This is a genomic window from Paenibacillus sp. FSL P4-0184 (genome assembly GCF_038004625.1).
Classification (GTDB): Bacteria; Bacillota; Bacilli; order Paenibacillales; family Paenibacillaceae; genus Paenibacillus_AQ.
The window spans coordinates 1621884-1647738 of record NZ_JBBORN010000001.1; the positions used below are offsets into that span (position 1 = coordinate 1621884).

Annotated in this window: 22 protein-coding genes and 1 pseudogene; 7 read left to right on the forward strand and 16 right to left on the reverse strand. The window is 44.6% G+C overall.

Translation table 11 applies throughout. The features are described 5' to 3' along the window. Positions 1 to 17: 17 nt before the first annotated feature. The 4 genes from MKY52_RS06915 to MKY52_RS06930 form a co-directional block, all read right to left on the reverse strand. On the reverse strand, positions 18 to 1640 hold the full coding sequence (locus MKY52_RS06915) for an extracellular solute-binding protein (protein WP_341050602.1): 1623 nt from the start codon (positions 1638 to 1640) through the stop codon (positions 18 to 20). A gap of 57 nt (positions 1641 to 1697) precedes the next feature. Beyond that, positions 1698 to 2558: a carbohydrate ABC transporter permease gene (locus tag MKY52_RS06920; protein ID WP_341050604.1), complete on the reverse strand. Its 861-nt coding sequence runs from the start codon at positions 2556 to 2558 to the stop codon at positions 1698 to 1700. 10 nt (positions 2559 to 2568) lie between these two features. Further along, entirely contained in the window at positions 2569 to 3489 is a 921-nt protein-coding gene (locus MKY52_RS06925; protein ID WP_231573375.1) for an ABC transporter permease, read from the reverse strand. Between the two features lie 268 nt (positions 3490 to 3757). Continuing rightward, positions 3758 to 5914 carry a helix-turn-helix domain-containing protein gene (locus MKY52_RS06930; protein ID WP_341050607.1) on the reverse strand — a complete coding sequence of 719 codons (2157 nt, stop codon included), beginning with the start codon at positions 5912 to 5914 and terminating at the stop codon, positions 3758 to 3760. A gap of 363 nt (positions 5915 to 6277) precedes the next feature. Here MKY52_RS06930 and MKY52_RS06935 point away from each other — a divergent pair, with 363 nt between their 5' ends. Next, on the forward strand, positions 6278 to 6586 hold the full coding sequence (locus MKY52_RS06935) for a hypothetical protein (protein WP_076285185.1): 309 nt from the start codon (positions 6278 to 6280) through the stop codon (positions 6584 to 6586). 107 nt (positions 6587 to 6693) lie between these two features. Here MKY52_RS06935 and MKY52_RS06940 read toward each other — a convergent pair whose 3' ends face one another. From MKY52_RS06940 to MKY52_RS06955, 4 genes are all read right to left on the reverse strand, one after another. Further along, positions 6694 to 6918, reverse strand: a complete 225-nt coding sequence (locus MKY52_RS06940) for a YezD family protein (RefSeq protein WP_042184406.1) — start codon at positions 6916 to 6918, stop codon at positions 6694 to 6696. 111 nt (positions 6919 to 7029) lie between these two features. After that, entirely contained in the window at positions 7030 to 7893 is an 864-nt protein-coding gene (gene cysW, locus MKY52_RS06945; RefSeq protein ID WP_341050610.1) for a sulfate ABC transporter permease subunit CysW, read from the reverse strand. Between the two features lie 511 nt (positions 7894 to 8404). Further along, the gene (gene cysT, locus MKY52_RS06950; protein WP_076285184.1) at positions 8405 to 9259 is read right to left on the reverse strand and encodes a sulfate ABC transporter permease subunit CysT; all 855 of its coding nucleotides are present in this window, start codon (positions 9257 to 9259) and stop codon (positions 8405 to 8407) included. Between the two features lie 102 nt (positions 9260 to 9361). After that, positions 9362 to 10489, reverse strand: coding sequence for a sulfate ABC transporter substrate-binding protein (locus tag MKY52_RS06955; RefSeq protein ID WP_042184400.1), 1128 nt, complete (start codon positions 10487 to 10489; stop codon positions 9362 to 9364). A gap of 387 nt (positions 10490 to 10876) precedes the next feature. On the opposite strand from MKY52_RS06955, the gene MKY52_RS06960 reads away from it, so the two are divergent. After that, entirely contained in the window at positions 10877 to 13144 is a 2268-nt protein-coding gene (locus tag MKY52_RS06960) for a poly(ethylene terephthalate) hydrolase family protein (RefSeq protein ID WP_341050612.1), read from the forward strand. A gap of 129 nt (positions 13145 to 13273) precedes the next feature. Here the strand turns inward: MKY52_RS06960 and MKY52_RS06965 are convergent, their stop codons facing one another. Further along, on the reverse strand, positions 13274 to 14323 hold the full coding sequence (locus tag MKY52_RS06965) for a lactonase family protein (RefSeq protein ID WP_042184396.1): 1050 nt from the start codon (positions 14321 to 14323) through the stop codon (positions 13274 to 13276). Positions 14324 to 14572: 249 nt separating this feature from the next. Between MKY52_RS06965 and MKY52_RS06970 the strand changes: the two genes are divergently transcribed. The 3 genes from MKY52_RS06970 to MKY52_RS06980 all read left to right on the forward strand — a co-directional run bounded on the left by MKY52_RS06970 (position 14573) and on the right by MKY52_RS06980 (position 16703). Then, positions 14573 to 14833: a GlsB/YeaQ/YmgE family stress response membrane protein gene (locus tag MKY52_RS06970; RefSeq protein WP_042184394.1), complete on the forward strand. Its 261-nt coding sequence runs from the start codon at positions 14573 to 14575 to the stop codon at positions 14831 to 14833. Between the two features lie 234 nt (positions 14834 to 15067). Further along, positions 15068 to 15568, forward strand: a complete 501-nt coding sequence (locus MKY52_RS06975) for a CcdC family protein (protein ID WP_042184392.1) — start codon at positions 15068 to 15070, stop codon at positions 15566 to 15568. A gap of 172 nt (positions 15569 to 15740) precedes the next feature. After that, entirely contained in the window at positions 15741 to 16703 is a 963-nt protein-coding gene (locus MKY52_RS06980; RefSeq protein ID WP_341050614.1) for an L-lactate dehydrogenase, read from the forward strand. Between the two features lie 70 nt (positions 16704 to 16773). Here the strand turns inward: MKY52_RS06980 and MKY52_RS06985 are convergent, their stop codons facing one another. After that, positions 16774 to 19020, reverse strand: coding sequence for a heavy metal translocating P-type ATPase (locus MKY52_RS06985; protein ID WP_341050616.1), 2247 nt, complete (start codon positions 19018 to 19020; stop codon positions 16774 to 16776). A 232-nt stretch (positions 19021 to 19252) separates the two neighbouring features. Here MKY52_RS06985 and MKY52_RS06990 point away from each other — a divergent pair, with 232 nt between their 5' ends. Then, a complete protein-coding gene (locus MKY52_RS06990; protein ID WP_341050618.1) occupies positions 19253 to 20014 on the forward strand; it encodes a CPBP family intramembrane glutamic endopeptidase in 762 nt (253 codons plus the stop codon). Between the two features lie 55 nt (positions 20015 to 20069). Here the strand turns inward: MKY52_RS06990 and MKY52_RS06995 are convergent, their stop codons facing one another. The 4 genes from MKY52_RS06995 to MKY52_RS07010 all read right to left on the reverse strand — a co-directional run bounded on the left by MKY52_RS06995 (position 20070) and on the right by MKY52_RS07010 (position 22906). Continuing rightward, positions 20070 to 20435 (reverse strand): ArsR/SmtB family transcription factor, encoded by a 366-nt coding sequence (locus tag MKY52_RS06995; RefSeq protein WP_042184384.1) that lies wholly within the window; start codon positions 20433 to 20435, stop codon positions 20070 to 20072. Positions 20436 to 20544: 109 nt separating this feature from the next. Beyond that, positions 20545 to 21279, reverse strand: a complete 735-nt coding sequence (locus tag MKY52_RS07000) for an ABC transporter permease (RefSeq protein ID WP_341050620.1) — start codon at positions 21277 to 21279, stop codon at positions 20545 to 20547. 2 nt (positions 21280 to 21281) lie between these two features. Next, on the reverse strand, positions 21282 to 21998 hold the full coding sequence (locus MKY52_RS07005) for an ABC transporter permease (protein WP_076285176.1): 717 nt from the start codon (positions 21996 to 21998) through the stop codon (positions 21282 to 21284). Then, entirely contained in the window at positions 21995 to 22906 is a 912-nt protein-coding gene (locus tag MKY52_RS07010) for an ABC transporter ATP-binding protein (RefSeq protein ID WP_042184378.1), read from the reverse strand. Before MKY52_RS07010 ends, MKY52_RS07005 begins: the two co-directional genes overlap by 4 nt. A 114-nt stretch (positions 22907 to 23020) precedes the next feature. On the opposite strand from MKY52_RS07010, the pseudogene MKY52_RS07015 reads away from it, so the two are divergent. Next, a pseudogene (locus tag MKY52_RS07015) lies at positions 23021 to 23509 on the forward strand (NAD-dependent dehydratase); the annotation flags it as partial. Between the two features lie 393 nt (positions 23510 to 23902). Here the strand turns inward: MKY52_RS07015 and MKY52_RS07020 are convergent. Together MKY52_RS07020 and MKY52_RS07025 are read right to left on the reverse strand one after the other, a co-directional pair. After that, positions 23903 to 24958, reverse strand: coding sequence for a hypothetical protein (locus MKY52_RS07020; RefSeq protein WP_341050623.1), 1056 nt, complete (start codon positions 24956 to 24958; stop codon positions 23903 to 23905). Beyond that, positions 24948 to 25523 (reverse strand): sigma-70 family RNA polymerase sigma factor, encoded by a 576-nt coding sequence (locus tag MKY52_RS07025; protein ID WP_149646220.1) that lies wholly within the window; start codon positions 25521 to 25523, stop codon positions 24948 to 24950. Before MKY52_RS07025 ends, MKY52_RS07020 begins: the two co-directional genes overlap by 11 nt. Between the last annotated feature and the right edge of the window lie 332 nt (positions 25524 to 25855).

The following is a 25855-nucleotide window of genomic DNA, read 5'->3' on the forward strand; positions in this document are numbered from 1 at the left end:
GGAAGGAGCGACTCCAGCTATTTCATGTAACGGTCATATGCACCTTGCTCTAAAGCAAGCAAATCCTTGATCCCTAAGTCTTCCAATTCCTTAATATACTTACTGAATGTTTCATCGTTGATCGGTTCCACACCGAGCACCCATCTCTGAAGTTTTTCCTCCACATAAGTCAGCACGCCAGCATTTAACTCCTCAAATTTAGTCCGTTCCTCATCCGTATACGAAATCGGTGGGTAAGCCTCCATAATATAGCCATTATCAATGTATTCCTTGATGCCTTTCAATGCAGTCTCACTTGTCCATTGTTCTTCGTAAGCGTAGTCTTGATGGAAAGCCAGTTCGATCTGGCCTCCTTCTTCTTGAAGCTGTTGAATCACTGTCTTTTCCTTGTTTTTCAATACGGAATCTTTAAACTTCGGCTTGCCGTCCACGAGATCGTAGTCCTTTCCTTCGATGCCGAAGTTCATCAGCCTCCGGCCCTCCTCGGAGAACCAGAAATCCATATATTTGATCGCTTCGACGGGATGCTTAGTTGCCGCCGAGATTCCCCATCCACTCGCATGCGTCTCTTTGCGGGAGCTCTCTTCGATGACTTTACCCTCGGTATTCGCTGGAGGCGTCATTGGAACAAAAGAGAAGCCTGAAATCTTAGGTGCAAGAATGTCATTGAAATTAGCCGTGCTTGCGAACCAGTCGTGTGTGATCCCACCGACATTATCCGCGAGCAAAATGTCGCGCGCTTTCGCTCCGCGGGTGAAGATTTCTTTGTCGATTAAACCTTCCTTATACCACTTCGCAATATTTTCAATGGCCGTCTTATATCCTGGCTCATACATACCGTACTTGACGACACCATTATCCGCATAAAATCCACGTTTAGCCGCATCGGCACCGCCACGCACGCCCCACTGAATCAGCAGATCGTAAATTCCATCCAGCTTCGTCCGGCTGAAGTATGGAATTTCATCGTCTAATCCGTTACCGTTCGGATCTTTTTCTTTGAAAGCTTTCAATAGCGCATACAGCTCATCTACCGTTTTCGGCTGCTCAAGTCCCAATTTATCCAGCCAATCCTGGCGTACAAACCAGCCCTTGGCAGCCGGCCCATCCGGAGTAAAGTTAAGGAAATACGTTTTACCGTTATAGGCTTTCATATATTTGGCTGCATCTGGATGTTCGGAAAAGAACTTTTTAATGTTCGGGGCATGTTCTTCGATCAATCCATCTAGCTCAAGAAAGGCCCCTTCAATCCCCAGACTGTCATACTGCTCCTTAATTTGATGATGAACCAGATCCGGAATTTTCCCGGATGCCATCATTGTATTGAACAGTTCTTTGCTATTCGTCGAGGTTTTAGATGCGGTTCCCTTCAACTTAATATTGGTCATGGCTTCCGCTTCTTTGAAGACGGGCCAGTTATCGTCGAATATAAACTTATCTGAGTAGTGCATGTGGATCGTCAGTTCAAGCGGGTCTTTAACGATCAGATGCCCAGATAGAGGGTTTGCCTCTGCCTCTTTTGAATCATTCGCCGCGCTTCCACTATTTTGCGGAGCGTTATTGTTACTACAGCCTGCTAGCAGCATACCGACTGACATCATGATTATTGCAGATGATTTCATCCATTTTTTGTTACCCACATTCACAACCTCCAATTATTGGTTTCTTGATTTCATATAAAAAATTTAAGCAGCCAACTATCCTTTGACCGAGCCGATCATGGTTCCTTTGACGAAATATTTCTGAATGAAGGGATACGCTGCAACAATCGGAATAATAGAGACGATGATAGTCGCATAAATGATCGTTTCCTTAGAATATACCGCCATATTCCCCATCTCGTCGCTCACGTTCATTTCTACGATGAGTTTCTTTAGCAAGACTTGTAGCGGTACCTTACTCTCGTCGCTCAGTAGGATCATTGTCCAGAAATAGCCGTTCCAGCGGTGCACCGCATAGAATAATCCGATCGTCACAAGTGAAGCTTTGGACAGCGGGAGATACACCTTCCATAAGATCGTCAGATCATTTGCTCCGTCAACCTTTGCCGCTTCCTCGAGTTCCTCCGGAATACTCTGAAAGAACGTTCTCATGAGGAAGACATAGAAGGTCGTAATTGCGAAACCAATAATTATCGTAAACCTGTTGTCAAGCATGTTCAAATCTCGGAAATTGAGATACATCGGAATCATGCCCGGTTGGAACCACATCGTCAGCGCAATAAAGAAGCTGATGGCCGTGCGCCCCATAACCCGTTTCTTGGACAGGGCATAGGCACCGCAAACGGTGAGAATTAAATTGACGATTACGCCGAATATGGTGTAATAAAACGTGTTTAAATAGGCAATCCAAATCCCTTTTTCCGATAATACCTTTGCATAGGAGTCAAAGTTAATATCGCGCGGCAGCAAGATCACCTTGCCGGTAACGACCGCATCAGAGGAACTGATGGATGCGGATAAGACATAGACAAACGGATATAATGCAAGCAAAGCGATTATTCCAAGAAATACACAGTTAAAGATATAGAACAGCTTTTCGCCTCTGGTTTTTTTCATCTTCCATCACCTACCATAATCCAGTCTCTGTTAACTTCTTGCTCATCTTGTTGGCAAATACGACTAGAATAAATCCAACGACGGCATTGAACAGTCCCACCGCTGTCGCCAGGTCGTAACGTGCATCCTGTAAACCGGACCGGTACACGTAGGTGTTAATAACGTCGGCCGTCTCATAGGTGGCTGGCTGATACAGAAGAATGATCGCCTCATAGCCTACTTCCAACATGGAGCCCACCTTCATGACAAGCATGATTGCGATCGTCGGAATGATGGCGGGAAGCGTGATATGCCACATTTGCTTCCATTTATTAGCTCCATCGATAACCGCTGCTTCATACAAAGCCGGATTGACACCGGACAATGCAGCTATATAGATGATGGTACCAAATCCCGCTTCCTTCCAAATATCCATGGACCCGATAAAAATCGTACGGAAATAATCGGGATTGGTCAGAAAGTATTGCTTTTCTCCTCCCATCATTTCGATCAGGATATTGATAATGCCGTTGCTAGGAGCCAAAAAGTTAGTAACAATCCCAGCTACGACAACGACCGAAATAAAATGGGGTAAGTACGTGAAGGTCTGCACCGTTGCTTTGAATACTCCATTCTTCAATTCGTTAAATAACAAAGCGAGGATAATCGGCACAGGAAACGCGAACAGCAATTGATACAAACTGAGCAATACTGTGTTTTTTAATAGCCTCCAGAAATATGGACTTTTAAAAAAGGTCTCGAAGTGTTCAAATCCAACCCAGGGACTCGCTTCAATTCCTTTATATACACTGAAATCCTTAAAGGCGATTTGCAGGCCGTACATTGGCTTATACGCAAAGATGATATACCAAGCCAGAAACGGTATCAGGAGTAGATAAAGATAACGGTCTCTGATCAGGTTGGTTTTTATTTCCTTAAAGTTAAGCAGCACTCTCTTCTCCTCTCGCAACGATGTTTAGCTGATCCCCTCAGGAGCGCTCCCAATTGAAAGGTCAGCGTTGCAATTTAAACTATAGGAATGAATGTAAGCGCTGTCTATCGCCATTATTTCATCTAGCATCAACTCTTTATGTCTGGACTCATAATGTGCATTATTTTATGTATCAACATTTTTTCGTGAAACGTCCTTCGAGCATAGAAAAGCCGCCTGGCTTAGGCTAGGCGGCTTTTTTGAATCAACGATTTTGTTAAATTGAGCCTTATTGCTTCTCGTTAAGCTTCTTTGCGTATTGGCCAGGAGCTAATCCTTCATACTTGCGGAACATGCGAATAAACGTGTTGGCATTGTTGCACCCGACCATTATTGCTAAATCTCCAATTTTGATATCTTTCTGCTGACGCATAATTTCTTTAGCTTGCTGCACACGATAAAAATTCAAGTAATCTTTAAAATTTTCTCCGGAATGATTTTTGAAAGCGATACTGACATAACCAGGAGAGAAGTTAAACTCCTCCGCTATCATGCTAAGCGATAAATCCCTATTGTAGTTATCATGAATATATTCAATCATCCGCTTTACCGTACTGTTATCCATCATTTCATTCTGCTGATCAATCGTATCCATCATGGCACCGAACAAGAAAGTAATGGCGGAGACCATCAGCTCCTTCGATTCGCCGTGCTGTACGATGTCCAGAGATTCCTTATGAGCTTGAACGAACTCTTCGAAAGGCATATTCAACTGCTGTATAATTCGACTCAGCGTAGCCAACACAAGCAGGCTGAACTGGTCGAGCTGCTGCCTGGTTAACTGCCTTTGCTCCAGATTTTCCGATAGCAGGCGGTTTAGCGTATTTAAAGCATTCTCCCGCTTGCCGCGAATCACATAGCTGATCAGCTCTCGTTCCGTATCGATAGGATAATAATAGCTAACCATCTGAACTTGACTGAGTTGTTTATAAGTAATGACGGAGGTCTTGTCCACTGCCGATCTCCTCTTCAGAATATCAAGCGCCTGGATAAAGGAGCGGTCAATTTCGCCAGCAGAGGCTACGGGCTGACCTACTGCTGCAGTCAATCCGTATGCATGTGCGTCCTCGATTTGAACCATCGCTTTCATGAGCTTCTTCTGAATGGATTCCGTATCGGATTCACTGATTATAAAGACAAATTTGGTGAAATCGTGATCAAGCAGCTCACAAGGGAAATGAACTTTTAACTGCTCATGAATAATCATGGAAGTCTTTGATTTTATCGTAAGAATCGCATCTTTCGAATATTGCTCCTCCAATTCCTTAGCGTTCGAGAATGAAATCACACAAACGCTCAAGTTGCTAGAAAGGCTTTGCAGTTGATGTGCATTTAGCAGGTCATCCACCTTCTCAGGTGGAACGAGTCCATGGAGCAAATCCCGCAGGAACTTGTCTCTCATCGAAAGCTTGTGCTCATGTAGCGCGGATTTCATCTGTTCATTAGCTTGACTTATACTCGTCGCTGTCTCGTTCAAGAAAGCGAATTCGTCTGCTCCCGCAGGCTCACCGTAGCTCTTGAACAATCCGACGAGATGACTCACAGGCCGGTACATGCGCCTGGAAACTGTATAGGCGAACGCAAGTCCCACAAAGATAAGAATGGCTAATAAAAGTACAGTCCCTTTTAAATTGGGGGAAAAGGAGTCCACCAAAGAGTAGTTCTGTGTAACATACATATACGACCATTGCGGCATTGTATTCGAGCGGATTAAATGGAAATCGAATTTATCATTGGATAGCTTCTTATAATCCACGGTTGCCTGTTCATCCAGTTGTGCCAGTGGATAGGCAAGCAATTGCTTTTCCCGTTTATCGTCAAAGCTTGATTTAAGCGTTACGTATCGACCATTCTCGATAATGGCAAAAGCTTCTTGCGCATCAGGTGATAGGGGTGGCAGCAGCAATTGTTCAAAAAATGAGACAACAAAAAATAATGAATTCCCTATTCCTACCCGTTCCGGATTAACGATCCGTATGGATGCGCTTTCATTGTTTGTCGACGTTATATTTTGGCTGCTCGATATCGTTATGTTTGGACTCGTGCTATCTGTACCTAATTGTGCCAAATCCTCATTAGTGATTCCCATATCTTCCATATAGCGTCTTCTATCCGACGAAATTTGCGGCGTAATAACCAAATCGTCGTTAGTCTTCATTAAATCGATGCTATAGCCGAATTCAGAGAATGCATCTATATGATTTTTCAGTGCATAAGAAGCTTGTGTGATCTCATAGTAATCGCGATCTTTTTCAGCAAATTTAACAACATGATCATCTAATCTCAATTGTGTAATTAAATTGAAAGAAACACCGAGTTTCGTGTCAATTTTGTCGCGCGATTGCATGAGAAAATTCTGCTGCTTCTGGCTTAATTCCGATCGCATGTTTTGGCTGTCCTTAAAAAAAGAAAGGCAGACAGCAATCATAGTGTAAGCGAATATAATAACCAGATAAGCGATAAGTAGTTTTGTGAAAAAGGATTTTCTAAGCAATGTGATCTCCCCTTGATGATTCCTTTATAAATTGAGAAATCACCCAATAGTAAAATTTGTATCCTTATTGGGTGAGCGTATATCTTTACACTCTTTTGGAAATATCTAACTCACACTATATATGAATATGAAAATACCGTCCATTCCCAAAATTCATACACATCCACCAAAGTGGTAAGTATTATATTCTTGAATCCTATTACTCACTGTGTGGAATAGTATTTATAACAATATTCTAAAAAGGTTGGTGGCATAATGTCTCCTGTAGCAAAGCTGTTTAAATGGGGAACGTGTGTGTATGAGGCTTTTCTGGCTCTGCCTGTCCTCGGCGGTCTCTTTATTATAGCGAATGGTTGGGTCCCACTTGCCGTTGCCTTTTTGCTCCACGCTGTAGCCATTGTAATCCTGCAAAGAGAGCGGAAACCCATCGTAGGGAATGTTCTAGGCATTATCACCTCGATTTTAGCGTTTATCCCACTCTTAGGTTGGATCATGCATGGCATAACTGCGCTCGTACTGTTGGTTGAAGGGATTTCCTCTTCACGTCAGGCAAATCGTTATTAATAAGAGCACCTAAATCGTCAGAAAAATAACCCGCCCCTATTCAGGAGTGGGTTATTAGCGTTTATTCTTAAATATGATATATACCTTTATGATTGCCCGGGATTGTATCAACGTCCTGCCGATTGGGAATCGGCCCGCCGGGTTCCACTCTCATTAATGTAACGCCCATTTGCGTTGCCATTGCCATTCTCAAAACGTTTGCGTTCCGTACGCTCCATCTGAACAATCTGACCTTCATGCACCACGATGTGCAAGGAGCCAAATTCCATATCATCCAGAAGCCCTGCAATCCGCGTAAGCCATAAATCATCCACTTTCAGCGGTTTAGCCATTCTCTAGCCTCCCTTTCCCCATCCAAAGGATTATATCCGCCTAAATTCCACAATTCCGTTATTACCAACCCGTATACTATGAATTAACTTAGCACGGAACCAAAAGTACTGTCAATGGGCATTTTTTCGTGATAACCAGCTTTTAATAATCATCGTCACCAAAGCCAACAACAGGAGCAGTGAAGCTACTGCAAAAGAGGCTGAAAATTGATATTCATTGTACAAAATCTCAACATGCAGCGGCAATGTATTCGTCTCTCCACGTATATGGCCGGACACCACAGAAACTGCGCCGAACTCGCCCATGGCCCGCGCATTACACAAAATAATGCCGTACAATAAGCCCCATTTAATATTAGGAAGCGTGACTCTGAAAAAGATTTGCCACCCATGTGCTCCGAGGGTAATCGCTGCCTCTTCCTCCTGCGTCCCCTGATCCTCCATCAGTGGAATCAACTCACGTGCCACAAAGGGAAAGGTCACAAACAGCGTGGCCAGCACGATACCTGGAAGCGCAAATACGATCTTGATATCATGGACGCTCAGCCAAGGACCAAACCATCCGTTAGCTCCAAAGACGAGTACAAAAATCAGACCGCCGATGACAGGCGATACTGCAAAGGGGAGATCAATCAAGGTAATGAGAAACCCTTTGCCGCGAAAACGAAACTTGGTTACTGCCCATGCAGCCGCTACGCCAAAAAAGGTATTCAGTGGTACAGTGATCGCTGCAACAAGAAGCGTCAGCCTCAGTGCGGAACGGGCATCTGGATCAGTTAGAGCAGCTATATATACGTCCCAGCCTTTTTTCAGCGCCTCTGTCAGCACGACAACCAAAGGCAGAGCAATCAGCCAAAAAAGGACTAGTCCAGCAGCTCCGATCAACACCCATTTTACAGCCTTGGTTTCCGTTGTCGCTGGCGAGGATTTATTCTTCTGTAGCCGGGGGGCTTGGAGTGGGATGGTGCCTGCCACAAGTTATTCCTCCTTTAAAGGGTTTTACGAAAGCATGATTAGCTTCTGAAAAATGCCGTATTTCGGTAGATGTGAAGTGTCTTCGAGTGAATTTGGGAGTTATCGGGCGGCTGGAATGGTTCAAACAAGATTACTGGTAATGGGTCACTCCAAGGAATATTGGACTTCCGATCGCTGTTATCCTCAGATTTCCTGATTTGAACCGCTGTCCGCGGTAGAAATCCGAGGATAAAGGCGAACGCTAACGCTTCTACAGTTCCAATATTCCTCTCCGTTCCTTTCTTACCAGTTATCTGAGTTCAAAACTTCGAGATCGCTATCGCTCCTCTAAAAGCAAATTCACTCTGCGACTCCTCAATTCGCCTAAAGATTCTACATTTTACGGAAGCAAGTATGCTTCGTAAAATAAAGTCGTCATTTACCTGTTAGGGTATAGCTTCGCTAAGAATCGCTCAGCAAAACAAAACTTCCAAATTAAATACTTGCAATATAGAGATTAAAACCGAAAGACTTACCGAGAAGTCTTACGCACCCAACGCTGGAGCGTATTAATAACTAACAGCATTAAGAAGGAAATGAGCAGCAGGAGCAACGCAACGGCAGTAGCACCAGCGTAATCATACTGCTCCAGTTTGGACATAATAAGCAAAGGCGCAATCTCCGTTCTCATCGGCATATTACCGGAGATGAACACGACGGAGCCGAATTCACCAATACCACGGGCAAATGCCAAAGCAAAGCCGGTTAACAACGGCGGAAACAGCTCAGGCAGTACTACTGAACGAAAGGTTCTCCAGCGGCCTGCACCGAGGGTTGCCGAGGCTTCCTCCATATCTCGGTCCAAATCCTCCAGCACCGGCTGTACCGTTCGCACGACGAACGGTATCCCGATGAACATTAAGGCAAGGGTAATGCCAAGCGGAGTAAATGCCACCTTTAATCCTAGTGGCTCAAGCCACGCCCCGATCCAGCCATTTGTGGCATAAAGAGCCGTCAAGGAGACACCAGCTACAGCTGTCGGTAAAGCAAACGGAAGATCGATCAGCGCATCAAATATTCTTTTGCCCGGAAATTCGTAACGCACTAGTACCCACGCCAGCAAGAGACCTAGAATAGCATCCACAAAAGCAGCAGCCGCTGCCGTAGACAGGCTGACACGATACGAAGCCAATACACGCGGATCGGTAGCTACATCCCAGAATTTCGCCCAGCTCAGCCCAGTAGAATTGAACAACAATGCTGAAAGTGGCAAGAGTACCACGAGACTCAGGTAAAGTACGCTGTACCCCATCGTTATCCCAAAACCGGGTAGTATCTTTCGCCGCGTTGTCGCCGATACAGCTGTAGTCGTTGCGGTGACATTCATCCCCTATTCATCCTTTCTCGCCTTCGGCAGGTTAGCCGATCAGCCCCTTACTAGGGACAAATCTCTTAAAGAAAAAAATATAATTTTCGTTTTATTAATCTGTTATTTAGCACCCGGCACATAGATCTTGTCAAAGATCCCGCCATCGTTAAAATGCTTCTCTTGCGTTTCTTTCCAGGTTCCGAATTTATCAGCCAATGTGAAGAGCTTTATTTCCGGGAACTTATCTTTATATTGTTCTTTCACGCTTTCTAGCGTTGGACGGTAGTAGTTCTCAGCCGCGATTTTTTGTCCTTCCTCCGTATAGAGATACTTCAAGTAAGCCTCGGACACTTCACGCGTATTTCTTTTATCCACAACCTTATCTACTATTGCTACCGGCGGTTCAGCCAGAATGCTCTCAGATGGATTTACGATATCGAATTTATCTGGACCAAGCTCTTCTACAGAAAGGTAAGCTTCATTCTCCCATGCAATCAGCACATCGCCAATTCCACGCTCTACAAAAGTGGTCGTAGAACCGCGCGCACCCGTATCCAGCACCGGAACATGTTTGAACAATTCTTTTACAAATTCCTCAGCCTTAGCTTCGTCGTTATTGTTGTGGTCTAGCGCGTAACCCCACGCCGCCAAGTAGTTCCAACGTGCGCCACCTGATGTTTTCGGATTCGGTGTAATCACTTCTACGCCTTCCTTAAGCAAATCCGGCCAATCTTTGATTCCTTTTGGATTTCCTTTGCGTACTAAGAATACGATCGTCGAGGTGTACGGTGAACTGTTATGATCAAATTTACTTTGCCAGCCTTCATTAATAAGTCCCTTTTCCTGCAAGGCATCAATATCATAACCAAGTGCTAATGTCACAACATCCGCTTCCAGACCATCAAGTACAGCACGGCTTTGTTTCCCCGATCCACCGTGGGATTGCTTAATCGTGACCTTTTGTCCTGTTTCTTTCTCCCAATAGGCAGCAAAAGCTTTATTATAATTCTCGTACAATTCGCGAGTAGGGTCATAAGATACATTTAGTAGTTCTACTGGATCTTTAGATGGAGTTTTTGTTGCTTCAGCCGCATTTGTGGCCTCCGCTGAATTGGTTGTTGCTGGTGCGTCTGTTGCCGAACTAGCACTATTGCCGTTGTTGTTATTGCTGCCACAAGCAGCAGTAAGCCCTGCCGTCAGCAACAAGCTAAATCCTACAAGTAGCCCTTTATTCATCTTTTTCTTCATCTTTTCCACTCCCCCATGTTTTTCTTGCCTTCATTTCTTTCCTGTGGGTAACAAAAAGAACGGAGGAAAGCCCACGTATGGCAGGTCAAACCGGTCCTATGACACGTGTCTGCGAGCCTATGCAGGCGTTCCTCCGTCTGTACGGTAAGAACTTTCTTCAATTATTCCTATCTACTTAGTTGGTTTATATGGATATAATACTGAAACCCTTTAACCGTGTCAAACCTTTTTTTCCAACCAATGACAAAGGAATCTTTCAAATCCCACGCTATACAGGCAATGGTGTGGGTTCCTGTAAGATCCACTTGTTATTGATGCTATAAAGTAATATTATTGCTACAGCTTATGGTCTAGAGAAATTACCGCTTAATGTCGGGAGTGAGAATCATGGGTATGGATTTAGAGTACGTCCCTGCGCCGATAAGACCACGGCTTCATAGGAGAATGTCTCAAGAAATTAGTCGAAGGATTAGGGGAACTTACCGTTATGATACAACGGTCTGGAGGACAGCAATCGCTGGTCTTTGGATCGTTTGCTTTTTGGCCTTCACCACTGCCGTATTAGGTATACCCACTGGATTAGGGGTGCCAACTGATATTGCACTTGCTGCAGGTACGAGTACCATTCTTCTGGCCATTGCCAGTAATATCATTGCTGTACTGATCGCGTTGACCGGACTGCGCATCCCACGACTATTCGCAGGCTGTGTATTGAGCGATCTTGGAGCGATTCTACTAATCTTATATTACGCAGATTTTGAGATTGAAGCTGCGGTTCTCATTGCTGTTCTACTATCAGTATTAGGTGCATTGGGCGGATTAGCCATCGGTCTGCTGCGCAGCAAAAGAATAACCATGGGACTTCTGCTTACCATTACGGTAACTTTTTCCCAACTTGCTCTGGCAAATGGAGTGCAGGAAATACCTACTTTGGAACCCATTGATATCAGTGATTCTGATGTGATTCCATTGACAGCCGCAAGTCCGTCACAACCTGGCAATCAAGCCTATCAGACCTTCACTTATGCCAGCGGTAAGGATCTGCATCGGACCGAATACGGCAAGGATACCAATGTGATCTCTTCTACAGTAGATGCTTCTGCTTATATTAAGGATTGGTCAAAACTCCGCACTTTATTCTGGGGTTTCGATTATAATGCACTTCCACTGAACGGCCGAGTATGGATGCCTGAGGGCGAAGGTCCCTATCCGGTAGTTCTGATGGTGCACGGAAATCATATGATGGAAGATTACTCTGATGGAGGGTACGCTTATCTCGGTGAACTCTTGGCCAGCCGGGGGTTTATCGCAATTTCCCTGGATGAGAATTTCCTGAACTATTCTGCTTGGTCCGGTATTCCGGACAATGATTTCAAAGTACGGACCTGGATCATTCTGAAACACCTGGAACAGCTAGCAGCTTTCTCGGATGAACCAGACAATCCTTTTTATCAAAAAATAGATTTCACAAAAACCGCCCTGCTCGGCCATAGCCGTGGAGGACAAGCTGTTGCTATGGCAGCAGACGCCGAACGTTGGTTCAAAAATGATCCCGTTATGAAGGCAGTAGATCGTTTTAATATAGCCTCTGTGGTCGCCCTTGCCCCTACGGACAAAACGATAGACGATCAGCAAGCCCGTCTCAAGGATGTCAATTATTTGACTCTGCAAGGGGCTCGTGATGGGGATGTACATGATTTCTATGGTGATCGGCAGTATATACGTACATCCTATTCCCAAGGGTCCTCTGCTTTCAAAAGCTCGCTGTATATTGCGGACGCCAATCACAGTCAATTCAACAGCGATTGGGGCGCGTATGATCAGACATTACCTGCTGGCCTCTTTTTAAATCGAGCGCAAATTATGGATGCAGACAAGCAGCGGCAAATCGCTAAAGTGTATGTGTCAGCTTTTCTGGAGACCACTTTGCATGAAAAAGACGAATACCAGAGCTTGTTCCGGGATTACCGCAGCGGACTGAAATGGCTACCGGAGACCACTTACTACAATCGATTCCAGGATGGGCGATATCGGCCAGTAGCCACATTTGACGAGGACCGCAACAAGAATACCGTTAATCTCGGATCAGCAGAAGCATCCGGATTATCCTGGTCGGAAGAGCTCGCGAAGGATCGTGAATCGAAGAGCAAAGCCACATATGGTGTCGTTCTTGAACGCACAGCCAAAAAAGACGAGGAAGCTTATTACAACATTAAGCTTAAAGACAGTGTTGTTACTGAAATGGCCCTTTCAGACGCAGATGGCCTTACATTTTCCTTAGCAAACCTCAATGGTGATATCAAAGATGAACCAAGTATTCCGCTACCTCCCAATGTAGAGGTTGAGTTAACCGACAAAAATGATACCTCAGCACGCTTGCCGTTAAGTGAGGTAATGGATATTCTTCCACTTCCGCAAACTCAGTTCACGTTATTCCCATGGCTTGAAGAACGGATTAATGATGGGAAGTACGGTGATCTATCCGAAGCTGTATTTCAGACCTATGAGATGCCGTTCGAACAGTTTCAAGAGGAAGAACCTGAGCTAGAGCCTGAGAACCTGACGGAAATCACCTTCTACCTTGAAGCCGAGGGAGATAAAATCATGCTAGATGACATCGGCTTTTACGATCTAGGAATTCGAAATATGTTTTAAGGTAACTTGCAATTATACCATTTAAGGCCTTCCCCTCAGCACATGTACAGCTGATTGGAAGGCCTTTTATTTTGATGAATTTGGGGGAATAGCCTCTAATATTGAAACATACAATAACCTATTCCCAGCCTACACGGCTTGAATACAGACCGGTGTCTTTATCTTCAGCTCGTTCCCTGTAGGAATTAATCTGCCACTGTCACTATCGATGGAGAACGAAGTAATAATATCACTATTTTGATTCGCAGCGAGCAGCTTGCCACCAATAATGGCGAAATTACGCGGAGTACGTCCGCCTGTAACCTGCCAATCTACCGCTTCAAGATGACCTGTTGAACCCTCAATATGGAACAAGGCGATACTATCTTGTCCCCGGTTTGAGACATACAAGAATTTACCACATGGCGATACATGAATATCGGAAGCTGTATCATCACTCCCCGCATTATATTGCTCTGGAAGCGTGCTGACATGCTGTAAAATGCTGAGGTTTCCATTCTGCTCATCATTAGCAAATACCGTTACGGTACAGTTTAGTTCATTCGCCAGATAAATCCATTGTCCTGAAGGGTGTACCGCCAGATGGCGTGGGCCTGAACCTGGTGGAAGATTAATCTCCCGATGCTTAGACAGCTTACCTTCTTCAAGGCGATAAATCAGGATTTGATCCAGTCCCAAGTCGCAAACCAGTATATGCTTGCCACTTCCATCCGGAATGACGGAGTGTGGATGCGGAGCTTCCTGACGGTCTTCACGAATTCCTGAACCTACATGTTTCACTTGATCAGACATGACCTGAAGCGAACCATCCTCATTTACAGGAAATACGTTGGCATTGCCACCGGAATAATTAGAGACGAATATGTAATCTTGCTTAGGACTGATCGAGACATAACAAGGAGCGCCACCTTCCGTAGGACGACTTCCAAGTGGACTCAGCGCTTTAGTAACAGGATCAATAGCAAAAGCATAGACCTCACCCTCATCCTTCTCACTAACCGCATAGAGCACGCTGCCTGTGCTGTTTACTGCTAAAAACGATGGATTCTCGATGCCCTTAGTACCCTCAAGAATCTTCATTTCCCCTGATGAAGGACTAAGTGAGCATAGTAGAATAGCTTCCTCACCTTCAGGGTTGTACGTTCCCACATAAAACAATACCTCATTAGGCCGTTCCATAGTAGCGACTCCTTTGTTTGTATAAATTGTATTTACTTCTTAATTACCCTTTACTGATAGCAACTCACTCAGTATTTTATAATATTTTTTCACTATAGCATGTTTATAGTTGTAATACATTATCGAGTTCAATTTTGAAGCCATTTCCTAACTCTCCCGGCAGTAGTAAGTTTTTACAAGTGGTTTAAACATGATTGGCAAGGTTAATAGTAGACATCGAAAACAACAAAACGAAGGAGTTGAAGTAACATGAGTTTTTTATGGATGTTAATTGTTGGTGGGATCATTGGTTGGTTAGCGGGTCTGATTATGGGCAGAGATATTCCAGGCGGGGTAATTGGTAACATTATCGCAGGTATTATCGGTTCATGGCTCGGTGGCGTGCTTCTGGGAAGTTGGGGACCTAAAGTAAGTGATTTCTATTTCTTCCCTTCTTTGATCGGGGCCGTTGTTCTGATCTTCATCGTCAGCCTTATTCTTCGCTCAACAAATGGACGTAGCCGTTCATAAGCTTAGGCTGAACCAATAATTATTGGACTACTTATATTATTAAAAAAATAGCAGGTCAAGGTTAACTACCTTGACCTGCTATTTGGTGTTTTCGGCCTCTTTCTATTTAAAGTAATAGGCAGTGCTTTTCACGGAGCTACTACCTCCATAAGTGGCTACACTTCAATGTTCTGCCATCGTTTTTCTGTTATAATGAAGATACAAGTGACTCAAATCATAGAGAGGTCGTGAATCATGGGTAGCATTAACCCCTCACTCCTACATATCGGCTCCACTATAGGGACCTTGCTCATGGCGCTAATGGTTATTTTTATTCGTCTAAAAGCTAGCGCACGTCCGGTTACCATTCGAAAAATATGGATTCCACCTCTCGGGATGTCGACTGGCTTTGCCATGTTCGTTGTACCTGAAGTTAGGTTTCCTTTATGGTGGGCAGCACTCGCCTTTTTGATTGGCTGGTTCATCTTCGCGTATCCTCTAATACGCAGCACAAACTTCGAACAACGGGATGGACAAATTTATGCTCAGCGTTCTAAGAGCTTTGCTTTCATTCTGCTCGGACTCCTTTTAGTTCGCACCTTACTTCATGAATTTATTAATAGTTATGTCAGTATCCCTCAGTCCGGTGGATTATTCTTCATCTTAGCCTTCGGAATGATTCTTCACTGGAGATTCTTTATGTACAAACGTTATAAAGCTATGACCTCCTCGGAGGCACAGTCCTTACAGTCATAAGTATATATTGTTATTCTAAGAAGCCATTTCAATTCATACGATTGAGATGGCTTCTTACGTGGATGAATACCTTGTAGGAAAAAACATTTTTCCGTGTCCGATGTTAGGTAACTTGTGGAGGGATACGTTAAAATATATGCATAACTAACAATAGAAAGCGAGGTCAAGGCAATTGAAAAGTAAATCAAGAAAAGTTGCCATCGTCGGTGCCGGGATGGTCGGTTCCAGCTGCGCCTACTCCATGGTCAATCAGGCAATTTGCGACGAGATCATGATGATCGACCGCACCTATGACCGCGCTATGGCACAAGCACTTGATCTCTCACACTGCATGGATTTCACAAGCACACGCACCAAGGTGTATGCCGGAACCCATAGCGACTGCGCAGGAATGGATGTAGTTATCTTAACCGCCGGCGCTAATCCAAAGGCAGGGCAGACAAGACTTGACGTCCTGGAAGCCTCTGCAGTCATTACTAGAGAAATTATTACCAACATTATGGCTGGGGGATTCGATGGAATATTCGTAGTCGCCGCTAATCCAGTCGATATTGTCACTTATATGGTATGGAAAATATCAGGGCTGCCTCGCCACAGAATTATTGGTACAGGAACCTCCATTGACTCCTCGCGCCTAAAGACACTACTATCTGATGTTTTCTCCATCGATCCACGCAGCGTAAACGGCTACGCACTTGGAGAACATGGTGAATCCCAGTTTGTAGCTTGGTCACATGTGACGATTGGCGGTAAGCCCATCCTGCAAATTATGGATCAGCATCGTGAGCGGTTCCAGCATCTGGATCTGGAGGACATCTCCCGCAAGACCAAAGATGCGGGCTGGGAGATATTCACTAAAAAAGGCTCCACACATTTCGGTATTGGCAGCGCACTGGCTTACATTACTCGTTCCATTCTGAATGATGAGCATAAGATCATTGCCGTATCCGCAATTCTGGATGGAGAGTACAGGCAAAGTGGTATATGTACCGGCGTACCTGCCATTATTGGCAACACTGGAATTCAAGAACTACTGGAGCTTAACCTAAACACCGAAGAAGCGGAGAAATTCAACGCCTCCTGCAGCATTGTTCGCTCAGGCATTGAGAGCCTACACTTGGAAGACAGCATTTAATCTCCTGCAAACAGAAAAACCGCTCTTTGGGGATCGGTAGATAACACCAATACCCTAAAGAGCGATTTTTTTATCCTTGATCTTTAACCTTTAATGCTCGGATACTGTTCAGTACAGCCAGCACGGTTACCCCAACATCTGAGAATACAGCCTCCCACATCGTGGCAATCCCAAATGCGCCGAGTATAAGAAATATAGCTTTAACACCTAAAGCGAAAATAATATTTTGCCATACGATCATCCGTGTACGCTTGGCAATTCCGATAGCAACAGGAATCTTCGAAGGTTCATCGGTCATAATTACGATATCTGCCGCTTCAATCGCAGCATCGGAGCCCAGTCCGCCCATTGCGATTCCAACATCTGCTCTAGCTAGTACTGGGGTATCGTTAATTCCATCACCGACAAAAATAATTTTCTCGCGATGTGACTTTTCACGATCCAGCTTCTCGATGGCCTCTACCTTATGCTGCGGCAAAAGCTCCGCGTGAACCTCATCTACACCTAACTGCTTCCCAACATCTTCAGCTACAGATGAAGCATCGCCAGTTAACATCACCGTTTTACGGATGCCAAGCTTCTTGAGGCTCTGAATAGCCTGCTGCGAGTCCTCCTTCACTTCATCAGCAATCACCAGATAACCCCCATACTGATGATCCACCGCGATGTGAACAACTGTACCGCTTTGCGCTGGCACCTCATAAGCTATGCCCTCTCGCTCCATCAGACGCGCGTTACCTGCAAGTACGGTCTTGCCTTCAATCGAAACCTCGATTCCATGACCGGAGATTTCGTTGTAATTCGAGATCGCTTCCTTAGAAATCTGTTCTCCATAAGCCGCCCTAATCGATTCGGCAATCGGATGATTCGAATGGCTCTCCGCATAAGCAGCTGTCTGCAGCAATTCATCCTTAGACTTGCCACCTGACGGATAAATTCCTGTAACCTTAAATTGCCCCTTAGTCAACGTTCCGGTCTTATCAAAGACAACTACTTTCACATCATTCAACGCTTCAAGATAGTTGCTTCCTTTAATCAGAATACCACTGCGTGAAGCTGCTCCAATCCCTCCGAAGAAACCAAGTGGAATCGAGACCACAAGCGCACATGGACAGGAGATTACGAGGAATACAAGCGCCCGGTAAATCCAATCTGAGAAGGTTGCCCCGCTAATCACTAGCGGAGGAACCACAGCTAGCAGCACAGCTGTGATCACTACTATAGGTGTGTAAGCCCGTGCAAACTTAGTAATAAAGTTCTCTGTTTTGGCTTTGTTGCTTGAAGCATTCTGTACCAACTCCAGAATTTTGGATACGGCTGATTCACCAAAGGTCTGTGTAACTTGCATCGTAATAACGCCGTTCCGATTAATAAATCCACTTAATACTGTGCTTCCCGGTCCAGCCGAACGCGGTACAGACTCCCCGGTAAGTGCTGATGTATCCATCATGGCGCTTCCCTCAAGGATCGTTCCGTCCAGAGGTACCTTCTCACCCGGTTTCACAACAATCACATCACCGATCGCTACTTCCTCAGGAGAGACTCGTTTTAGATCATTTCCAAGCTTAAGGTAAGCAAATTCGGGACGGATATCCATAAGTGCCGTGATAGATCGACGTGAACGGTTTACTGCTAGACCTTGGAACAACTCTCCGATTTGGTAAAAGAGCATAACCGCTACGCCCTCTGGATACTCACCAATCGCAAAAGCACCGATGGTTGCAAGAGCCATCAAGAAATTCTCATCAAATACCTGGCCCCTGATAATGTTATTAACCGCCTGCCAGACAACTTCACTACCCACAATGAGATAGGCTGCTAAGAAAATCAGCAGTTCTACTACACCCTCCACCGGTAAGAATATTCCGGCAAGCGCGAGTATCCCACCACCACCTAACCGCAGTAGAATCTTACGCGTATCGCCTTCCCCATGCTCGTGGCTGTGGCCATGGCTGTGACTATTCGCATCATCATGCTTATGTCCGTCTGCAGCCTGATGATCGTGTTCATGGCCATGTTTGTGATCCTCTCCATGCGTATGACTACTGTTATTCTGCAGCTTGCGACTGCCCTGAGTCTTCTCTCTTACATTTACATGGGGCTCAAGTGCCTTCACCGTTTTCTTTGCTTCTACAATCGCCGATTCCTCATAACCTGCGGCGGTTTCCATCGTCATTGTCTTCGTAACAAAATTAACGGAACAAGACGATACGCCCTCAATTTTCTTCACTTTATCTTCGATTTTCCTTGCGCAATTAGCGCAATCTAAGCCTTCTAATTCCCACTGACGTTTTACTTTTCCTTGCATTGTATCCATACGGCACATCTCCTCAAATAAAAACCATATATGAGCACTTGTTCATATGTTTTCTTATTGCTATTATATTCCCTTTATTTTTGAAGGTCAATACGTCATATACACCATTTTTCTCCGCTCTCATAAAAATTAAATAAATTGATCTTTTCGCGAAAATATGGTAAATCATGTATGATCGCACCCGAGATGAATTGGCAACTAAATTACACAGAAGGAAGGATGAATGTAGACCATGTCAAAGCTAGCCAAGACGTCTTCTTTTTCACAGAAACACCCTGTTTGGACCGTTGTTATTATTGAGGTGCTGTTACTTCTAGCTGTATCTGCCGCCGGGACTTACGCTACAATTAAAGAGCTTTCGTACACCGCCCCTGTACTGATCTCCTTTATTCCAATCGCGCTTGTACTGATCATCTACTTCACGGTTAAGAACAAATGGAGTGATCTTGGCTTCCGTCCTCTGAATACCATTTCCTCTGGGAAGTGGATCTATTACGCACCTCTAGCTGTCGTCCTGATCACCATATCCTTTAAAGGTTTTCGTGAGATCAGTACGTCTGAGGTGTTGTTCTTTATCTTCTTCACCCTGCTTGTAGCATTTGTGGAAGAAAGTATTTACCGCGGATTGATTTTCAAGACTTTACTCACTAAGGGCGCTAAAACGGCTGTGATTACTTCAAGCATACTCTTCTCTATTACCCACTTGCTTAATGCTTTATCCGGTACAGACATGACACAAATCCTCCTACAGCTCGTATATTCTCTTCTGATCGGTTTTGTGCTTTCTTTATTGATGCTGAAAAATAATAATATTCTACCGCTGATATTGTTTCATTTTGTACATAATCTGATTCAGTTTGTTGGAAATGATAATACAAGCGAATATATGGGGATCGATCTATTCATCCTTCTCGTACTCGCTGTGCATTGTCTCTGGCTGGCTCTATCCTTTAGAAAACCAACCCTATCGAGCAACCTAAATCAATCTAGTTAACGCAAAAGAGCGGTTCTCCAATAATCGGAGAACCGCTCTTTTTTGAAAAGTACAGCTATTCATGACGGACATGTTCATGCGTCTGCAGAAAAATCTGCTCTACATGCGCATCGTTGAGCGAATAGAATACCGTCTTTCCTTCTTTACGACGCTTCACAATTCGTAAATTGCGTAAATAACGGAGCTGATGGGATATCGCAGATTGTCCCATATCAAGGATCACGGACAAATCGTGTACACATAATTCTTTCTGGGACAAAGCGTAAATGAGCCGCACTCGTGTTGGATCACCCAACGCTTTGAACATCTCTGCCATTTTATCCGTTATTTCTCGGTCAGGCAGAATCAATGCAATGGATTCCGGTTCAAGCTCCGAACCCTTGCATGTGTTATCGCAATCTTCTAATGCCGTTGGCTCCATGCTATCGCCTCCTCCACCAGCTAGTCAGCTATGCTGATTGTTTTCCTCAATTATATGAAAACCAGCTCTGGATGTCCATGGAGAAGGCGTTTATAAGAATCGCTGTAAATCAGACCGCTTTACGATAAAAGGAGAGTAGTCCTGCCGCAAAAAACACAATAAAACTACCGCCCACTACCATCATCAGCGTTTCGAACGGTAAATTAAAAGCCCCAAACGTGTCATCACCATACGGCATCATAGCCAACATCGGTTGTACCCAAGGATAATAGGGGCCATAGGTTGAAGAATTGGCGATCAGCATATTAGGAATGGTCAGACTCACATTAAGCGCCAGCGGTGCGCCAAAACTGCTCCAGCCTTGAGAGATAGCCAGCTGCAGTGCAGCGAGTGGCAGACAGGCAATAAAGCCGCCAAATACCGAGCTAAGCAGCAGCGACCAAGGGATTGAATCCGGAATATTTCGGAATAAACCCATTCCCAGCACCATCACCAGGAACGTTAGTTGAACCGCAGCCAGCAATCCGATAATCATCACATATTTTGAGAGGTACACTGATAACCGAGTCACAGGCAGAGACAGCAACATCTTCCAGCCTCCGTCATGATGCTCATAACGACAGATCAGCGCTGCGAAAATACCCGAGAGCACAGGTAGAAACAGCAAGGCATGCATCATGGACATCACATTTAACAACAGTTCCCAACTCATCTTCTCCCCTTGATTATCTGCCAATGCCCCGGGAAGCAATGCTAAAATCGGACTGCCTATAACTAAAAGCCAGACATATGATTTAGACATTTTTAATCGTTCTGCCGACAACACTCTCCAAAATGAATTCATCGTTAATCCACATCCTTTCGTGCGAAGTGCAGTGCACCCGGCAAAAGAATCAGCAGCCCCAGCAGCAACCCTGCGCCGCTAAATAAGAGACGATGCGAAGATTCCCAAGCCATATATGGCCATGTTAAAGGAACCCACTCCGAAAGTAACATGGAGAAGATAGACACCAGAGATAAGGTTATTCCAAGAGCAACTGGCAATGTCTGATTACGGTTAGCCAGAGAAAGCCACAGCTGCAAAGCGATAACCGGCAACGCTGCAATATAGGACATAAAGCCAATTCGTAACACATCCAAATACGGAATCAGTTCGACCTTGAAGCCCAAAACAAGCCCTAAACCAACTGTACCCACCGAGAGCAGCAAACAAGAAACCGCCACTAGCACCAAACATAACACCAGCTTAGCCATAAATACTGAAGTACGTGAGATAGGTAGTGCCAAGAGCTGCTTCCACGAGCTCATCTGATGTTCTACATTTGCAATCAACGAGCATACTAAGGTCCCTCCAAGAAAAAGAGCAATGGGCACAAATGCAGCTACATTGTTCAGAAGCCCTCCCCATAAATCCGCACTATACTGCTCGCGAAGATAATCATAACGAAGGCCGAAGTTCAAGCCTTGCATGGCTACAAGTCCAAGCGGTCCAAGAAACACTAGAAACCAGAGTCCCTTGCCACGGATTTTGAGCCAATCCGCCGACAGTGCCCGCCACATCATGATTCCTCTCCTCCTACAACCTGCAGGAAGAAGTCCTCAAGTGATTGTCTCCGCTCCTCTACACGATAAATAGCATGCCCATTCTCTACCAAGGCTTTGACTAGCAAGGCAACTCTTGCATCGATCATCCGGGAGAAGACTAGCTTTTGGTCTTGAAGTATCCCTGTGTACCCCCGTTCTTCAGCAAGACGCAGCGCGGCCTCCGGGTCCGAGACTGCTAACCGCATTTCTCCCCCGGCTTGCCGCTGCAGATTCGTTATACTATCTTGGTACACCATTTGCCCTTGACGAATGATCCCTACGGTATCCGCCATTTGCTCAATTTCACTAAGCAAGTGACTGGATACTACGACGGTAATCCCTTGCTCCTGCGGCAATCGTTTAATCAGTCCGCGAATTTCCTGAATCCCTGACGGGTCAAGTCCGTTCGTCGGCTCATCCAGAATAAGCAGCTCCGGTTCCCCGAGCAAGGCAGCAGCAATACCTAGTCTCTGCTTCATCCCGAGGGAGAACCCTTTAACTGGACGTTTTTCTTCCCCTGTTAAGGAAACAATATCAAGCACCTCAGCAATCCGTGACTTCGGAGCACCAAGGATACGCCGGATGGCTTCAAGATTATCCACAGCGCTTAAGTGCCCGTAATAGGATGGAGACTCGACAAGCGACCCTACCTTCCGCAAAATTTGCAGTTTATGCTTGCGAAGATCCTGGCCGAAGACTTCAATCCTTCCTGATGTTGGAGTGATCAGTCCAAGCAGCATACGAATTGTTGTTGTTTTCCCTGCCCCGTTTGGGCCAAGAAAGCCATAGATCTCTCCCTTGCGGATGTTCAAATTTAAATTTTCCACCGCAGCCCGGCCACGGTATTTTTTTAATAAATCCTTCGTTTCAATCACTGTTTCTTTCATGTTCCTCACCTCGGTAATTAGCATAACGTCCCAAGGTTAAGAACAAGGCGGCACGAAGTTTAAGTTTTGTTTAAATTTGACGATATGGATGTTCAATGAAAATAAAGTCCTAGACCGCCGCTGTTTAATCAGCAAGATTTCTTAGAACAACGACATAAGGGTAAGGCTTGGACTTGGTCGCCACTCCGTCCTTCTGTAGTCTGCGGCTTCTCGCAAAGGCAACAGTATGGGCGGCGACCGACGAGCGCTGTGCGAATCAGGCATTCAACATTACGAACGGCGACCTGTTTCGTTGGAATGAGTTATAGCCGAAAATCGCTCAATACTTTGGCATGGAAACAGCGCCTCCGTTGCAGATGTCTCTAGACGTTGTCGGACAAGGAGCAGCTTTGGAACAAAATAATTGAGAAGCATGGGCTTGCTCGGCATTCCTATAAAGACGTATCCTCTTGGCTATTCGGCGATTTCGTGTTTGCATGGGATTACGATTTTTTTGCCGACGGAACTACGGCTCGACGTTTAGGCTTTCACAAATTCGTCGATACCGAAGAAATGTTTATGAACATCTTTGACGACTTCCGCAAGCGTAAAGTCATCCCGTAAATTACCGTATAAATTAAGAATGCCTACCTTATACGTGCTCAACATTTGGTTTTGTTTTATGTGGTTTTATCTAATGTTCGTTAAAAAAGCTTTGCAGCGTTTCTAATTTTACGCATAAAAATCTCCGTTCTGTCCATTCTACTTTTGATTAAAACACAAATGACCCGCAGGAAGGGACACTTTTAAAAAGTGTTCCATCTTACGGGTCACCGTTTCAGAGTTGAGGTTTTTGTACTCCTATTCTCCGACCAACCCAACACTGATTGTATTACCTTGAACAAATACCTGGAAGAACAGTTTAGTTCAGTCCTTGTCCTTTTTGGTGTAATTCAACATGATCGTTTTTGGCTCTGGATTATCCATTGGGTTCTATACCTCATGCGCCTTGACTTGTTATTTCTTCGATGGTGTTTCATTTTTGTGTTCAATAATTTGTAATACTTTTGGTTCAATAGCTTTTAACTGTTGTTCATTTGAACGATTACTTTTAGGAACTTCACCTTTAATTTCACCTTGAATTTGTCCATCAACCTGTGTTTTTGCAATGACATCAATCACTTGTTGTTTAGAGACATTTTTAGATGCTGCAATCTCCACAACAGATTTACCTTTTGCTAATTCTTGTTTTAATTCTTCTGGGCTAATTTTTAGTAAAGAAAACAGTTTTGCATCATTTAGATAGGCATCAGCAGAATAATCAGGCTTACCATTTCTAGAGAAAAAACCTTCTACTTTAATGTTTGAAGGTGTAGTCTCACCTCCGATCAGAGAAACACTGATTGTATTGCTCTGAACAAATACCTGATAGAACGGTGTTTTTGATCCCTTTTTGGTGTAATTCACCATAAACGTTTTTTGATCCGGGTTCTCCATTTTCTCCATAGCAAATTCGTACTCTTCGATGTTGCCATACATTTTATCAATTAGATAATCTACCTTCGACTTGATTTCCTGATCGGATAAAGTAGTGAGTGGCTTCTCCTTAGGCTCCCAATTCTCTTGAATCACGTGTTCAATCGCACCCGTAATACCGTTTGTATGAAGGGTAATCTTTTTGCCGGTTCCTTCTTTTTCCTGCAGTATGATGCTTGTTTGGACACCTTGAACGTTGCTTGCATCGATTATCTCAAACGATTTTGTTTCGGGAAATGTGCTATACAGCTTCTCAAGTGTTGCTTTGCCAACCTCATCCGCCTTGACTTGTTCAGCATTCATTGGTGTTCTAGTAAACATTTCAATCAGGGTAGGGGCCGCATATGCTGCGGTTGGAATTAAAATCGCAGCAGCAACTATTCCACCAATTAATCGTTTTTTCATGGTTATTCCGCTCCTTTTTGGTTGCAAATATTGAGAATAGGATTGTTCTATTCGTTTGGAAATAGCCGGAGGGCACTCCATAGTTTCTGCCTCTTTGTGCAGATGTTCACGGATTTTGCGTTCAGTTAGCATTGATCTTTTCCATCCTTTCTGGGGGGAGATTCCATAAGTTTTTTCGAAGCGCCTGAAGGCCAGCATGATATCTGGACTTGACTGTACCCAGCGGAATATCGAGCAATGTCGCGATTTCCTCAAGAGTATAGTCGTGAAAAAAGCGGAGGATAATCACCGTTCGCTGTTTGTCGGTCAGTTTTTGGATTGCCTTCGATATCATTTGATTCGTCCCATCCATCAACACAGTAGGTTGATCCCAATGAGACTCTTCCCGAGAGAAGGCACGAATGCGTTCAAAAATTCGGAATCTCCGCCAGCTCTTGACCCGAAATCTCTGCACTTGACGGATTACCAAGCCGTGTAGCCAGAAGTGGAAAGGTCGGTTCGTATCGTAGTTAGCAAGTGATGTCCACATTTGCATATAGATCTCATTCATGACATCTTCCCGATCCTGCTGATGATCCACCAGAAAGGAGACTGTCCGGTAGACGTCCTGATAGGTGGCATCATACATCGTATGAAACGCCTGTTGATCACCATCTTTCATTTTTATGAGTAATTGGTACATGTATTCACTTTGCATTCAGAGGGCCCTCCTAAGTAAGCTGCTTACACACTATATTGCCTCTCTATCAAAAAAAGGTTCGGTTTTCTTTGTTTTTTTTGCAAAAGGCTGAGTGTCGCCGACCATCGATCAGGAAGACTACCAGGAGTGCCACGACCCTTATGGCAGCCGTGGCCTGTCTAGTGCTTTATTTTTCAGTCTAATCACACTGATCACTGGCTGTCGTAAAGGGATACTAAGTATTTGGATTGACTCATATACTTGCTTCCGATTTGCTGCATGTGGCAAATATACATTTAACGCAAAACAAACATTACGTCCACTACGAGAATAAAACAAAAGCCGGATTC

Excerpts from the sequence above, each read along its gene's own strand:
- MKY52_RS06970 (WP_042184394.1), top strand. The coding sequence starts at position 14,573 with ATGAGTTTTTTATGGATGTTAATTGTTGGTGGGATCATTGGTTGGTTA.
- MKY52_RS06935 (WP_076285185.1), top strand. The coding sequence starts at position 6,278 with ATGTCTCCTGTAGCAAAGCTGTTTAAATGGGGAACGTGTGTGTATGAG.
- MKY52_RS07025 (WP_149646220.1), bottom strand. The coding sequence starts at position 25,523 with ATGCAAAGTGAATACATGTACCAATTACTCATAAAAATGAAAGATGGT.
- MKY52_RS07020 (WP_341050623.1), bottom strand. The coding sequence starts at position 24,958 with ATGCTAACTGAACGCAAAATCCGTGAACATCTGCACAAAGAGGCAGAA.
- MKY52_RS06990 (WP_341050618.1), top strand. The coding sequence starts at position 19,253 with ATGTCAAAGCTAGCCAAGACGTCTTCTTTTTCACAGAAACACCCTGTT.
- MKY52_RS06940 (WP_042184406.1), bottom strand. The coding sequence starts at position 6,918 with ATGGCTAAACCGCTGAAAGTGGATGATTTATGGCTTACGCGGATTGCA.
- MKY52_RS06955 (WP_042184400.1), bottom strand. The coding sequence starts at position 10,489 with ATGAAGAAAAAGATGAATAAAGGGCTACTTGTAGGATTTAGCTTGTTG.
- MKY52_RS06975 (WP_042184392.1), top strand. The coding sequence starts at position 15,068 with ATGGGTAGCATTAACCCCTCACTCCTACATATCGGCTCCACTATAGGG.
- MKY52_RS06985 (WP_341050616.1), bottom strand. The coding sequence starts at position 19,020 with ATGGATACAATGCAAGGAAAAGTAAAACGTCAGTGGGAATTAGAAGGC.
- MKY52_RS07000 (WP_341050620.1), bottom strand. The coding sequence starts at position 21,279 with ATGAATTCATTTTGGAGAGTGTTGTCGGCAGAACGATTAAAAATGTCT.
- MKY52_RS06930 (WP_341050607.1), bottom strand. The coding sequence starts at position 5,914 with ATGCGATCGGAATTAAGCCAGAAGCAGCAGAATTTTCTCATGCAATCG.
- MKY52_RS06920 (WP_341050604.1), bottom strand. The coding sequence starts at position 2,558 with ATGAAAAAAACCAGAGGCGAAAAGCTGTTCTATATCTTTAACTGTGTA.
- MKY52_RS06960 (WP_341050612.1), top strand. The coding sequence starts at position 10,877 with ATGGGTATGGATTTAGAGTACGTCCCTGCGCCGATAAGACCACGGCTT.
- MKY52_RS07010 (WP_042184378.1), bottom strand. The coding sequence starts at position 22,906 with ATGAAAGAAACAGTGATTGAAACGAAGGATTTATTAAAAAAATACCGT.
- MKY52_RS06995 (WP_042184384.1), bottom strand. The coding sequence starts at position 20,435 with ATGGAGCCAACGGCATTAGAAGATTGCGATAACACATGCAAGGGTTCG.
- cysT (WP_076285184.1), bottom strand. The coding sequence starts at position 9,259 with ATGAATGTCACCGCAACGACTACAGCTGTATCGGCGACAACGCGGCGA.
- MKY52_RS07005 (WP_076285176.1), bottom strand. The coding sequence starts at position 21,998 with ATGATGTGGCGGGCACTGTCGGCGGATTGGCTCAAAATCCGTGGCAAG.
- MKY52_RS06965 (WP_042184396.1), bottom strand. The coding sequence starts at position 14,323 with ATGGAACGGCCTAATGAGGTATTGTTTTATGTGGGAACGTACAACCCT.